General features: G+C 39.5%; 17 protein-coding genes. 8 read left to right on the forward strand and 9 right to left on the reverse strand.

What is annotated here, in order from left to right; all coding sequences use genetic code 11:
• The first annotated feature begins 311 nt into the window (after nt 1–311).
• Nucleotides 312–1,241: a hydrogen peroxide-inducible genes activator gene (locus tag GXP67_RS11455; protein WP_162443252.1), complete on the forward strand. Its 930-nt coding sequence runs from the start codon at nt 312–314 to the stop codon at nt 1,239–1,241.
• Nucleotides 1,242–1,534: 293 nt separating this feature from the next.
• The gene (locus GXP67_RS11460; RefSeq protein WP_162443253.1) at nt 1,535–2,197 is read left to right on the forward strand and encodes a hypothetical protein; all 663 of its coding nucleotides are present in this window, start codon (nt 1,535–1,537) and stop codon (nt 2,195–2,197) included.
• Between the two features lie 123 nt (nt 2,198–2,320).
• On the opposite strand, the gene GXP67_RS11465 is transcribed toward GXP67_RS11460, so the two are convergent.
• Complete coding sequence (locus GXP67_RS11465; protein WP_162443254.1) at nt 2,321–3,391, reverse strand: ferredoxin--NADP reductase; 1,071 nt, start codon at nt 3,389–3,391, stop codon at nt 2,321–2,323.
• 329 nt (nt 3,392–3,720) lie between these two features.
• Here GXP67_RS11465 and GXP67_RS11470 point away from each other — a divergent pair, with 329 nt between their 5' ends.
• From GXP67_RS11470 to GXP67_RS11480, 4 genes are all read left to right on the forward strand, one after another.
• Entirely contained in the window at nt 3,721–4,944 is a 1,224-nt protein-coding gene (locus tag GXP67_RS11470; RefSeq protein ID WP_162443255.1) for an acyl-CoA dehydrogenase family protein, read from the forward strand.
• A 267-nt stretch (nt 4,945–5,211) separates the two neighbouring features.
• Nucleotides 5,212–5,769, forward strand: a complete 558-nt coding sequence (locus tag GXP67_RS11475; protein WP_162443256.1) for a TetR/AcrR family transcriptional regulator — start codon at nt 5,212–5,214, stop codon at nt 5,767–5,769.
• A gap of 12 nt (nt 5,770–5,781) precedes the next feature.
• The gene (locus GXP67_RS37000; RefSeq protein ID WP_197901680.1) at nt 5,782–6,021 is read left to right on the forward strand and encodes an alpha/beta fold hydrolase; all 240 of its coding nucleotides are present in this window, start codon (nt 5,782–5,784) and stop codon (nt 6,019–6,021) included.
• A gap of 20 nt (nt 6,022–6,041) precedes the next feature.
• Complete coding sequence (locus GXP67_RS11480; protein ID WP_232065137.1) at nt 6,042–6,656, forward strand: alpha/beta fold hydrolase; 615 nt, start codon at nt 6,042–6,044, stop codon at nt 6,654–6,656.
• A gap of 195 nt (nt 6,657–6,851) precedes the next feature.
• Here GXP67_RS11480 and GXP67_RS37365 read toward each other — a convergent pair whose 3' ends face one another.
• Nucleotides 6,852–7,307: a hypothetical protein gene (locus GXP67_RS37365; RefSeq protein ID WP_232065139.1), complete on the reverse strand. Its 456-nt coding sequence runs from the start codon at nt 7,305–7,307 to the stop codon at nt 6,852–6,854.
• On the reverse strand, nt 7,276–7,764 hold the full coding sequence (locus GXP67_RS38265) for a transposase (protein ID WP_394351966.1): 489 nt from the start codon (nt 7,762–7,764) through the stop codon (nt 7,276–7,278). Before GXP67_RS38265 ends, GXP67_RS37365 begins: the two co-directional genes overlap by 32 nt.
• 79 nt (nt 7,765–7,843) lie before the next feature.
• Between GXP67_RS38265 and GXP67_RS11490 the strand changes: the two genes are divergently transcribed.
• Together GXP67_RS11490 and GXP67_RS11495 are read left to right on the forward strand one after the other, a co-directional pair.
• The gene (locus GXP67_RS11490; protein WP_162443257.1) at nt 7,844–8,113 is read left to right on the forward strand and encodes a hypothetical protein; all 270 of its coding nucleotides are present in this window, start codon (nt 7,844–7,846) and stop codon (nt 8,111–8,113) included.
• A 422-nt stretch (nt 8,114–8,535) separates the two neighbouring features.
• Nucleotides 8,536–8,961, forward strand: coding sequence for a transposase (locus GXP67_RS11495; protein ID WP_162443258.1), 426 nt, complete (start codon nt 8,536–8,538; stop codon nt 8,959–8,961).
• Between the two features lie 370 nt (nt 8,962–9,331).
• Here GXP67_RS11495 and GXP67_RS11500 read toward each other — a convergent pair whose 3' ends face one another.
• From GXP67_RS11500 to GXP67_RS11525, 6 genes are all read right to left on the reverse strand, one after another.
• Nucleotides 9,332–9,721, reverse strand: a complete 390-nt coding sequence (locus GXP67_RS11500) for a hypothetical protein (protein WP_162443259.1) — start codon at nt 9,719–9,721, stop codon at nt 9,332–9,334.
• Between the two features lie 36 nt (nt 9,722–9,757).
• Nucleotides 9,758–10,693: an NAD(P)-dependent alcohol dehydrogenase gene (locus GXP67_RS11505; RefSeq protein ID WP_162443260.1), complete on the reverse strand. Its 936-nt coding sequence runs from the start codon at nt 10,691–10,693 to the stop codon at nt 9,758–9,760.
• Nucleotides 10,694–10,766: 73 nt separating this feature from the next.
• Nucleotides 10,767–11,072: a DUF8691 family protein gene (locus GXP67_RS11510; protein ID WP_232065141.1), complete on the reverse strand. Its 306-nt coding sequence runs from the start codon at nt 11,070–11,072 to the stop codon at nt 10,767–10,769.
• Between the two features lie 166 nt (nt 11,073–11,238).
• Nucleotides 11,239–11,835 (reverse strand): short chain dehydrogenase, encoded by a 597-nt coding sequence (locus GXP67_RS11515; protein WP_162443261.1) that lies wholly within the window; start codon nt 11,833–11,835, stop codon nt 11,239–11,241.
• 203 nt (nt 11,836–12,038) lie between these two features.
• Entirely contained in the window at nt 12,039–12,269 is a 231-nt protein-coding gene (locus tag GXP67_RS11520) for a putative antibiotic biosynthesis monooxygenase (protein WP_162443262.1), read from the reverse strand.
• Between the two features lie 96 nt (nt 12,270–12,365).
• On the reverse strand, nt 12,366–13,223 hold the full coding sequence (locus tag GXP67_RS11525) for a helix-turn-helix domain-containing protein (protein WP_162443263.1): 858 nt from the start codon (nt 13,221–13,223) through the stop codon (nt 12,366–12,368).
• Nucleotides 13,224–13,246: the final 23 nt, after the last annotated feature.

Raw genomic sequence — 13,246 nt, forward strand, 5'->3', positions numbered from 1 at the left:
GGATTTTGGTTAGGTACCGGAAAGAATTATTGGATTTTTTTACGAAATAATTCTGGTGCCGCATGAAGCAATGTAAGTTAGACAATCCAATCTTGTTTTCCAATAGTATTATCTATAGAGAAAAGCTAAAATAAAAAGCCTGCTCAAAAAGCAGGCCCTTTCCCGTTAAATATTAACTTATTAGCCACAAGGGTTTCATACACAAATAGGTACAGTAATGATGATTTGATCTACATCCTGTTTTCAAAAGTCTGACATTTTATTTAATATATCAAACTGATATTTTTTATCTTTGCATAGATATTATCTATATGAATATACAGCAATTAGAATATATGGTAGCCGTAGATGAATGCAGGCATTTTGTACGGGCCGCCGAGAAATGTTGTGTTACCCAGCCTACTTTAAGCATGATGCTTCAAAAACTGGAGGATGAACTGGGCGTGAAAATTTTTGACCGCAGCAAACAACCCATAGAGCCCACCCCGGATGGAAAGGAAGTAATTAAACGGGCTAAAAGCATTCTGGGAGAAATTAACCGTTTAAAGGAATTTACCAGCCAGCTTACCGATGAAGTATCAGGAGTTGTCCGTCTGGCTGTGATTCCAACGCTGGCGCCCTATATTATACCGCTTTTTATTCAGCCGTTGATGGAAGCCTACCCACAATTGAACCTGATTGTGAAAGAGATGAACACCAGCTCTATCATAGACAGCCTGAAAACCAGCCAGGTGGATATTGGTTTGCTGGCTACTCCACTGAATGAGCTCTTACTGGAGGAGTATCCTTTGTTTTATGAGGATTTTCTGGCCTATACTTCTACCAGCATGCCTACAGCGAATAAGGAATATTTGCTGCCTTCCGAGATTGACATCAGTCATTTATGGCTGCTGGAAGAAGGACATTGTTTCAGAAGCCAGGTATTGAATTTTTGTGAGTTGAAGAAAAAGGAAATTCCCGGAAACCGCCTGCAATATGAAGCCGGAAGTATCGAAACACTGATAAATCTGGTGGATACCAATAATGGGGTTACGATTGTGCCCTTACTGGCTACTTTAAAACTGAGTAAAGAACAGAAAAACAGGCTCAGGCAGTTTAAAGTCCCTAAACCGGTACGGGAGATCAGTCTGGTTGTCAATAAAAACTTTTCCCGGACAAAAATTTTGCAGGCCTTAAAAAATGAAATAATGAAATATGTGCCGGTACAGACTGAAAAAAATAAGTTGATTGTGAAAATTTAATTTGTCCAAAAATGTATCCATGCCGTTTAAGGTAGGAGAACAACAAAAGAATATATCGCGAAATGTTAATAGGTGCTTAAGGTCATAGGTAGATGAAGATACTGCTAATGAAGGTTCTATTTAAAAAACATAATAATTTATATAATGTTTTTTAAACGGTGCTTATTATGAAAATAAGAGAAAATAGCCTGTTTAAAAATCTTTTGACATGAGAGTTGTATGCGATTCGGTTTATAAGTAAATTATAATTTGTTACCTGGATTGATGTTTTACCTGCTAAATGACTAAGTTCTATGAAAAGTTTAATTTTACATGTTCAAGACATCAGGTTAACAGCAATGGCATTTATGCTGTTATTTTTTTTTCAGTCACTCACCTTTGCAGAAGCCAAACCTGGTGAAAATCCCGAACGAGCCCCCATTTCCTGGACAGTAAGCCGCCGCAATGATGAGGTAACTATTCAGTGGAGTTTACATGCAGCCAACCAGATCGTTTCAATAGAAATAGAAAGGACCATCGACCAACGGATTCATGTATCTGTGGATACATTACGGGGACAGAGAAACAGGAATTATACCATTCAATATACATTTATTGAGCAGCCAGAATTTGCCGAGGATATATGGTTCCGCCTGAAAATGACAGATACGCAGAGAAGGATATCCTATTCACCTTATGTGTTGCTGTCTGCGGAAAGAACAACAGCAGGCTTGCATATTCTACCCAGCCCCAGTAATGGTACAGAAGTAAGCCTGTTATTCGACCAGCCTTTAAAATATGATATGAACATTAGCATACAGGATAGAACCGGAAAAACGCTATATCAATCCGTATACCGGCCTTCCAGTAAATTAACTATCCGGTTTAATGGAATTCCTGTACTGGCGCCCGGTTTCTATCAGCTCGTAGTAGATTCTTACGATTATTCTGCCCGGCAAACCCTACAGGTGCAATAATAGCCAGTATGATGTATTGAGTATAAAGCTGATATAACTTCTTTTTTTTAGCATAAGTAGGTAGTATGCAAACAATAACTCCGGATTACCGATAATAATCCGGAGTTATTGTTTGCATACTACCTACCCGATTTCAATTACCACATCAGAAGTAAGCGGATGGCTTACACAAGGCAGTACAAAACCTTCTTTTATTTCCTGGGGAGACAAACCATCTTCTTCATCCATTTTTACTTTTCCGGAAAGGCACTTACCCCGGCAGGCCGTACACAAACCACTCTGGCAGGAATAAGGCAGATCAAGGCCGGAATCGAGGCCGGCTTCCAGGATTGTTTTGTTCGGGCTTACTTTTATTTTGTATACTGAGCCATCATAGCGTAGGGTTACTTCCTCCGTTTTAACAACCGAATTGCTTACTGCTTCTGTTTCAGGCTTAGTTGTTGCCGTAGCTTGAGCAGTCACAAAACTTTCTTTGTGGATTTTTTCTGCTGGTACCTGCATGGCTAGCAAGGTTGCCTGCATTTCTTCCATCATCCCTTGCGGACCACACAGGTAATAATCCATTTTGTGCACATTCAGCTTAGGCAGCTCATTCAGAAGTTTAGTGGCCAGCGATTGGCTTAATCTTCCCCGGTAGCCAGTCCAGGTATGGCTGGGGCGGCTCAGGATATGTAATACCTGGAAACGGCCAGAAAACTGTTTCTGCAGTTTATCCAGTATCTCTTTAAAAATGATAGAATCTTCGCTGCGGTTGCCATACAGGAGTGAAACAATACTGGTAGATTCCATACGTAACACTGCCTTGGCAATAGACATCAGCGGAGTAATGCCACTACCCGCACCAATCAATACTACATGCCGTTGTACTGGATGAAGGTCAAGATGAAAATTGCCCATAGGTTCCATCACTTCCAGTTCCTGACCGGGCTTTAAATGGTCGTTCAGGTAATTGGATACCTTTCCATTGGCTACTCTTTTCACAGTTACACACAACTCATCTTCGGTATGCGGACAGCTGGACATGGAATACGAACGCCTTTCTACCTGGCCATTTATAGGCACAAGTAAAGTGAGGAATTGGCCAGGTTTGTACCTGATCTTGCTGAAAAAAGGCTGTTTAAAATATATAGAAATCGTATCAGGCGTTTCTCTGACAACTTGTTTTACTTTTAGTTTATGATATTTTGTACTCATTTGAATAGTCTGTGCTGTGTTGATAAGAACCAGATTTTTCTGCCAGCACTTTTTTGTATAACAATAATTCTCCCGATTTGTCGCAAAAATAATGCTTTTGCCGGGCTTTTGCTTATTTGTCAGGCATAATGCAGGTGAATAATGATATTTTCAAAGCAACACAGCAAGGTTTATATCGGTTCACAAACGGGCCATCTTTGATGTATACCAATAAAAAACTGAGAGCAAAAGCACATACAACCTATGATGTGAAGAAAGGATTCGTATACGTTTCTGTAAAACTTTGTTGTAAATTTGTTGTTGTACCCTTACACTAAATAACCCTACATATGGCCATTCATCCAATAGATACCGATACCTCTGCGCATAAAAAACTGGCTCATGATTTATTCGAATCTCCGGATTTTTATGGCATCGACGACTTACTGACAGAGGAACACAAACTGATCCGGAGCAGCATCCGGAGTTTTGTTAAAAAAGAGATTTCACCCATCATTGAGGATTATGCCCAGCGGGCAGAATTTCCGGCGTATCTGGTAAAAAAGTTTGGCGAAATTGGTGCATTTGGTCCTACCATTCCCGAGGAATATGGTGGGGGTGGTCTGGATTATATAGCTTATGGTTTAATTATGCAGGAGATTGAGCGGGGAGATTCAGGTATGCGTTCTACTGCTTCGGTGCAGGGTTCCTTGGTCATGTATCCTATTTATGCTTTTGGCAGCGAAGAGCAAAAACGCAAATATCTGCCTAAACTCGCTTCCGGCGAATGGCTGGGTTGTTTTGGACTTACCGAGCCAGATTATGGATCGAACCCGGCAGGAATGGTCACTACTATTAAAGAGGAAGGCGACTATTATTTGCTGAATGGCTCAAAAATGTGGATTTCCAATTCACCCATGGCAGATGTAGCCGTTGTATGGGCCAAGAACGAAGCGGGACGAATTAAAGGTGTTATTGTGGAAAGAGGCATGGAAGGATTTTCTACGCCGGAAATTCACAATAAATGGTCGCTGCGGGCAAGTTGTACTGGTGAACTGGTGTTTGATAATGTGAAAGTGCCTAAAGCAAACCTGCTACCCAATATTGACGGATTGAAAGGCCCCTTAAAATGCCTGGATTCTGCCAGGTATGGAATCTCCTGGGGTGCCCTGGGTGCTGCCATGGATTGTTACGATTCTGCCAAAAGATATGCCCTTGAACGTATCCAGTTCGACAAACCGATTGCTTCTTTCCAGCTGATACAAAAAAAATTAGCCGAAATGCTTACCGAGATCACCAAAGCGCAATTGCTATGCTGGCGGCTGGGAGTCCTTAAAAATGAAGGCAAAGCGACCACGGCACAAATTTCTTTAGCCAAACGGAATAATGTAGAAATGGCTCTGAATATTGCCCGTGAAGCCAGGCAAATTCATGGTGGAATGGGTATTACCGGCGAATATTCTATTATGCGCCATATGATGAACCTGGAATCTGTTGTTACTTACGAAGGCACACATGATATCCATCTGCTGATCCTGGGCAATGAAATCACTGGTATTTCAGCGTTTAAATAAATGTAATATAGAAATAACACAAACTTCCCTATAGTTTTAACCCAAGATTGTGCTTATTGAAGCAGGTACGTCTTCCTGTTGTCCGTCTTAAAAACAGAGGTCTGACAACCCGTTATCTGGAAATTAGCAACCCTCTAAAGAATTCCACTTACTGAGTACTTACTACAAGACTTTTCTTAATCTTATACTGAATGCATTCATCGAAAAGTTGATCAATTGTTATATAAATTTGTCACTTATTTGTGACAAATTTCATATATTTGCGTCATGACAGATGTGAGAATTAAAATTATAGCTGCTGCAGTGAAATGCTTTCTTGTCAATGAATCAGATACATTAGAGAAGGTTGCTCAGGAGGCTGGCGTGTCTCGTAGAACGCTGCATCGATATTTTAAAGATCGGCAGGACTTACTTGAATCTTGCAAAAATGAGATGCTCGATAGATGTAACAAGGCGATGACTGAAGCCTATGAAAGTGAGAATGACCCAATAAAAAAGGTAAAGAATATGTTGTTTGCTGCCATTGAGCAAGGAGCTAATTATTCGTTCATTAAAAGACTCTATGAGCGCAGTAGCTTTTCAGAGGTAGAGAGTAGAAAGGAATTTGGATCAAATAACGTCAAATCCAAATGGTTAACAATCATGAAGAACCTTCAGAAGGAGAGGCGCATTAACGATGAGCTAACTATACCTTGGATTTTTAATTTGTTCGGATCAATCATTGAGACTTCCATTTATGCTGTGGAGTCGGGGGATGTTGCCAGGAATGATAGTAAGACATTTGCCTGGACTTCCTTTAAAGGAGCCATCGGATTAAAAGAATAAATCTCTATCTCTATGAATCAATATTCAACCCAAAATCTGATTAAAAAACTACCAGGTTTCACCAGCTGCCTTCAAAAAGTCAATAATATAAATCTTCACTACGTGATTGGAGGAAATGGAGAACCATTGCTATTGTTACCAGGCTGGCCCCAAACCTGGTGGTCTTACCGCCATATTATGCCTCTCTTGGCCCAAAAGCATACCGTGATTGTGGTTGACCTGCGGGAATGGGGGACAGTGATAAGCCTATAGAAGGATATACCAAAAGGAATATGGCCAGCGATATTATGGAATTGGTGGCTGCCTTAGGGTATGAAAAGGTACATGTGGCCGGCCATGACATGGGCGCTAATGTAGCGTATGCCTTTGCAGCCAATTATCCGGAAAAAGTCAAAAAACTGATTCTCTTAGACACTCCGCCTCCCGATGAAAATATGTATCGATTACCAATGCTGCCTGTAGGAGCGCCTGTGTATCCCTGGTGGGTAGCATTCAACCAAGTAAGCGACTTGCCAGCCCAGCTGCTGGAAGGACGTTTTGGGTTGTTGTTAGATCATCTGTTGGATAATCTGCTGGTTAGCCAGGAGGCGATCAATGCCTTTGACCGGTCTGTATATATCCAGCACTATAATGACAAAAAAAGCATACGAGCGTCCAATGCCTGGTATCAGGCGTTCGGTCAGGATATCGCAGATCAGAAGAGATATTCAAAAATTAAACATGTAACCAAAGGGATTGCCTCACCGGCAAGTTCTGGCATCCTGGAATTTTTTTTAACTGGGCATGTCTTTGAGTATGAAATGAAGCAAATAGAAGGATCAGGACATTTTATTCAGGAAGAGAAACCAGAAGAAACTGCAAAAGCAATCCTGGATTTCTTAAATTAGCTCTAGCTGCTATTCAACGAAAGATCACCAAATAAAAAAATGCCTTAACCTCGAAAAAATGAACACTAGGTTAAGAGCAATTGTAGGTTAGCAGTTGAATGCATATCTAAAGTTATAGTGAAGTAACTCAAACTCTCCCCATTGTTGAAACATTTATTTTATCGACATTCATTAGATGTTATATATAGAAGCTGTTTAAACTTTATAATTTCTATTTATTTTACGCAGGAAAATGAGGGAGAAAGCAATAAAATGCAAACTCATCCAATTCTTTACTAAGCACTCAAACCTAATCAGTAAGGCTTTAAATCCATCAGTGCCGAAGCTACACAACATGTGCAATTCTCCAAGCATTGGCATGTTCAAGTGGATCCCTGAGTAAATCCGGTGGTCCACAACAGAACGATCTCGATAAAGTTCTTCATCAAATATATGTGTTCCTGTTTGATAAGCTTGTATAGGTTGATTAGCCCTATTTCTTGGATTAGGCTTTACATTAGCCATGATTTCTTGCTTTTGACAAGCCTTTTGAAAATCTACTGAATCAAAGCCGGAATCAGCATTTAAAAATAAGCCTTTCAGGTTTATACCGGCTTGTTTCAATACATCACAGATCTGCTCAAAAAGTGTATGTAATTTGAAATAGATCATGGTGCTGGCCTTCTGGTGGAGTAGACATAGCTAACATTACACCTTGATTATCCGAAATAAATAAGGCATTAGTTGTATTAATAGCCTTTCTGCCTTGGTAGCCCACTGCATCTCCTCCATTCTTGCAAGGGGTATGACTTCCATCCCGTAGCCAATCTTGCAGAATGTAAGAGGTCCATTGGATACTTGGCAAATCCAGATATTTGAGGTTATTTTTCAAGATATGAATCCAGATTTTCTTCCAGCAATCAGCCTTGCTCCACTTGTTAAAGTAATAATAGACAGAGTTCCAATGAAGGATTTTCTTACTGAAGAATGCTTTTGTAGGCACTTGCCGCCATTGGCAACCTGTCTTTAATCGATACAAGATACATTCCACTATTTCGCTCAAAGGTACACTTGTCTCAAAACCACGACTGCCAACGGTTAACTGTGGTAAAATCCATTTTTCAATCATATCTATACTTAGAATCCCCATTGTTTGTGTTTTTTAAGTTCGCACCTCAAAATTCACTCTACTTTGGGGATTTTTACATATGTTTAAACAGCTTCAGAATAATGATTTAAGGGAGGGTAATAAAATTCCGGTCGGTGATACATTACCAGGCATTAATCTAGCTTCTACGCCTTGGATTGGAGATTTGGATCAGGATCAGAAAGCAGATATTGTATATAGTTCAGTAAACTTTTCTTTGCGCAACAATGACCTTACTCATCCCAATGGCCTGCGAATTAACAGTTTGGAAACTCAGATACCGATATCTAAAATTCATGCTTGGGGTGCATATATTCACTGCCATCCCTAGGCGCTACCAGTGTGGATTCTGAATAGTTTTTTCTGACTTATCACTCATTTCCTACACTAGTTACGCTGAGCTGTGGAAAATATTGACTGTCTTTTTTGGTAAGGCAACAGATGTATTTATCATTTTCTGATAACTTATTTAATTTCTGTTCCCTATAGTTATTTCTTTGCCTGTGTCACCTAGCAAAAGTAGGTTTATACATGCAAAGTGAAGTATGGACTTTATACACCCTTTAAGATTATGTTTAAAAAAGGATAAGGAAAAAATTACCAAATTGCAAACAGGTAAAAAGGAATTGATCTTAACTTGTGGTTGTCAAATCTCAAGTTATAATTACCAAAGAAAAGCTCAAGTTCAAACGTAAACGATTCACGCCATTGACCAATTGGCTTCGCTGAACACTGTTTCCAAATTGAAAATTATTGAAAATTGGGAAATTGCCTTCACAGAGTGAAAAGGTTGAGAACAGATTAAAAATACTGCTTGCTCAACTTACTTATCATATTGAGTTATTAGAAGAAATTGTTTATCAAAAATTTCAAGTGTACAATCCGACTTATTTAGTGGATAATTTGCGCTCCATTCCGGGCATTGGCGCTAAAATGGCCACGGTTCTGATAATAGTGGCTAAGGGATTTGGTACCTTCACTAATCACCGGCAAGTAATTTCTTATATAGGTTTAGTTCCATGTATTTATCAATCGGGTAGTTCGAGCAAAGGGAAAAGGCAAATCTGCAAAATGGGCACAAGCCGTATTCGATCCTTACTTTATATGTGTGCCTTAAAAGCTTCAATACGGCTTGCAAAGCCCTCTGTAATAGACTTCATGCAAAAGGAAAACCAGTGAAAGTATCTTTGATTGCTGTTGCCAACAAACTTTTTCCATTGCTAAAAGTGGCCAAGCTTATCAGGCTCTTATGGCATTCCTTACTGACTAAGACCAAACTTAATTTGGTAAGTTAATTTTAATTTTCCCTTTAGTTCTTGTTTTTTATCACAGTTCATACTTTACCTTACTAACGGGCACTTCCTTGGGAGATTTAACCTTGTCTGGAAAAACTACTTCCTTTTCTTTACTCATTCTCTCTCCCAGCGGTTCATTAGTTCAGGTCGGAGACCCAATCCTTCTACTACTTCGCTGGACGATTTCCCTGATCGACACCACTCAGAGAAGCTTAACTTAATACCCAGTTAAATGTATCAGATTCAGCATACGGTTATTTTTTGAATAAATAGCGAGTCATATATATGCCTTGAGCTTTAGCTGGAGAAGGACTTTGTACACCAGAAGTTACCTGTTGTAGCTCCCAGCCTTCAGCTGTGAGTTGATTGATTTTCTCAATAATGGCTCTTTCATTGCTTTGCACATTATCAAAGTTGATACCGCTTATACTGTACAAATTTTCTAATTCGGCTTCCTTTTGATTCCCATCCGGTAAAGTAATAATCATTTTTGAGCGGCCACCGCCGGCTGGAATAATGGATTCAATAGTTGCCACTTCCATATACAATGTTTTGTTGGGTGTGTCCTCAGCACTTTTGAACGCCAGAAGAGAGATCAAGATCAGGGTAAATAAAGATGACAGCATAATAGATTTAGTTTTCATAGAATTTTGTGTGTTTAAATTGTTTATAGTTTTTTATTAGAATGTTATTGGCACAGATATATCATCTGCTCGCTCACTTTGTATGACAGATATGACTACATTTCCCTTTTTATGAAATTGTTCTACATATGCATGCGCTTCTCTAATCTTTTCAAGCGGATACTTTCTGTCAATTACTGTCAGTAATTTTCCGGACTCTATTAATTCTTTTAGAAAAAATAAATCATTTGAGCCTTCTTTGGGAGCATCCGTTACTGTTATATATTTTCCGGTTGGTGTTAGCAGATGTTTACAGGCAGATTTAGAAGTTTTCCCCACGGCATCGAAAATCACCTCAAAATGTGTCTCTAGTTTTGTAAAATCCTCCCCGGTGTAATCCACCACTTTATCTGCTCCCAGTGATTGCACAAGGTGTACATTTGCTGTACTGCATACAGCTGTAACCTTAGCTCCGAAATACTTGCTAAGTTGCACAGCAAACGTACCAACACTTCCTGATGCGCCATAAATAAGCACATTGTCTGCTTTTTTTACATCGGCTTTCTTTAAAAACCGTAATGCCGTAAGTCCACCGACCGGAACAGTTGCTGCCTCTTCAAAAGTCATATTGGATGGTTTTAAGGCAATTAAATCATTCACCGGAAGGCATTTATACTCGGCATACGCCCCGAATGTAAATCCACAAGAGGCAAAAACAGGGTCTCCTTCTTTAAAAGAGCTAACTCCATTTCCAACTTCTTCAATGATGCCTGCTAGTTCAAATCCCAATATTTTTACCCTTTTGGGTTTGAATAATCCATTAAATAGCCTTGCCAAAAATGGGTTGGCTCTCCGCATTCGCCAGTCTCCGGCTGATACCGTTGTTGCATAAATTTTTACTAATACTTCATTGTCTTTAGGAATGGGTTTTTCAATATCCCGAAGCTCAAGCACATCTGGTGTTCCATATTTTTCATACACAACTGCTTTCATTTTTGTAACTATTAAATAAGTGGAGAAAAGAATAAGCCGGATTTAAACTTATTTTCCAATCAGAAGTATATTTTTAGTCTGCTTCCGCCACATGTACCGAAATAAGCGTCAGATTTAGGTCACGGATCAGATTGAGAATACCGTGCAACTGCGCATGGTCTTTTAGCTTTACCTGTAGAATGGTCTGATGGTCCATATATTCGATGCTCATTTCTTCAAAGCAATTCTTCCATTTTGGATCGAGGTGCTGCTGTATTTTTATTTCGGTTAGGCCTTTCATAAATTTCCCTTTTGTTGATTCAAAATTAGGACTAGTATGAAGGGAAAAATACACCCGGAAGGGTGGTTTTAGCGGGTGAATTTTACAGGTACTACTCATTTTTCCTCTGGTTGGATAATCTCTTTGTGCAGCTACAATTTTTTTTGATTTTTATATCTAATCCTACTGCGCAAATACATCATTTTTTATCCATTACCTTAAGATGAACTTATGCTCATTATTGGTTGACATTATGACCTGGGATGCAGCCATTTGCACAAGAAAATCAATACGGTTTTATGATTTGCCCTGTGTTGGCACCAAATACGCTTTTGCGGAAGCCATATTCCAGTTGTTTCATGGTGACTGGGATATCTCCTGGAAAGAAAGGAAAATACTGTGGCGAATCTTCTATTACTGTTGGGCTTACCGCATTAATACGCACTCCATTTTCTAGTTCAATAGCTGCTGCACGTACAAATGCTTCAATGGCCCCATTGGCAGCCGATGCACTGGCAAAGTTTAAAACCGGCTCATGCGTTAAAGCACCGGTGATTAATGTAAATGAACCTTTCGGATTGATATAATGCTGCCCCATAAGAACCAAGTTCACCTGACCCATCAGTTTACCCTCGATTCCTCTCCGGAATTCCTTATGGGTCATCGTTTTCCACGGACCCACATACGATGGACCTGCTGTGCATATAAGGGCATCGAATGAACCTGCTTGTCTGAATAAATTCTCTATGGAATCTGGCGAGGTAATATCTGCCTGAATATCCCCACTTGTAGCGCCAACTCTTATGATTTCGTGTTCTTTTTCAAATGCAGTGGACAAATGTTTTCCCATGGTGCCTGTTGCACCAACGATTATGATTTTCATTTTTTCTGGATGGTTATGAATTAATACTTCTTTTGATGCTCTGCCCAATACCAGCCCTTCGGCCAGTCCGGAGTAACTTCCCCCGATTATTATTACGTCAAAATGTTTATGTTCTATTATCTGTGTATACTATTACATACTTCTGTAGATGAAGAGTGGCTAAAGCGAATATATTTTGCCTGATATAGGCTTGCAACTTATCATCATCCTATATTATTCTCATTCTTAAAAGAAATCTGGCGAATGATAAAATCAATAAAAGGAACACCGGCAAAAACAATCCAGGGAACTAAGGAGATCGTTAGTAGAAAGGTTCTTTGATATAAGGGCAGAATGGATAATGACTCGCCAAACAGATACAGAAATATCGTAATGGATGGATAAATGACCACCCAGATTTTTAAACATACGAATAGCTTAGCTTTGGTTTTCATGACTCAGAAATTACTTTTTATGAAAGCGTTTGTTGGACACAAAAGTAATTCAGGAGACAGGCGGATGGCTAGGACAATAATGGAGTTGTAGAGGATTTATCTAAAATTCTGCCGGAACGTCTCAGGCGAATAGCCTGTGTGCTTTTTGAAGAATCTGCTAAAATAAGAGATGTCTTCGTAGCCCAAATCATACGCTATCTGGTTTACCTGATTAGATGTGGCAAGAAGGTATCGTTTGGCCTCTAAAATAAGGGAGTCATCAATAAGCTGAGAACTGGTTTTACCTAGGCTTGTTTTAGTGATGGCATTCAACTGGTAGGTGGAAAGATTCATCATCCGGGCATAGTGGGATACCTGCTTATGGCTAGCCATATGAGTTTCTATCAATTCTAAAAACTTCTCAAGCCGTTGCTGCATGTACAGACTAGTATTACCAGAGGCGCTTTTGCTGGAGTGCCTAATTAGTTCAATAAACAAAATATCCAGATTTGCTTGAATCACCTCTTGATACTTTTCTTGCTTATCTGTGTATTCTTCAAAAATATACTTGAGTATAGAAAGTATATTTTGAAACTTACAGGCATCAAACTGATAAAAGTTTTGATTACCAGCCTTTCGCATCAGTTGATCGGATGCCTTTTCATGAGGATGATAGAAATTACCCCTGAATTGCATGATATATCCGGTGCTTGCGGCTTCTAGGGTAAGCTTGTGTACCTGTCCAGGACGCAGGAAGAAAACAGATTGATCACAAATTGCGTAGGATGTAAAGTCTATTTCATGACTACCCAAACCTTTATTTAGTGCAATAACCAGGAAGAAATCGTGCCTGTGAAGTGCCTGAACCATGTCTTTCCCGGCAAGTAAAGTTTCTATATCCCGTATGCTAAAACTATCCGGGAAAGCCGGCTGTGGTTGTGTTGCTTGAATATGCCTGATTGGAATATTTTCCATCTTAGTTTTACAATAAAAGCTAT

It is taken from the genome of Rhodocytophaga rosea (assembly GCF_010119975.1).
Lineage (GTDB): Bacteria > Bacteroidota > Bacteroidia > Cytophagales > 172606-1 > Rhodocytophaga > Rhodocytophaga rosea.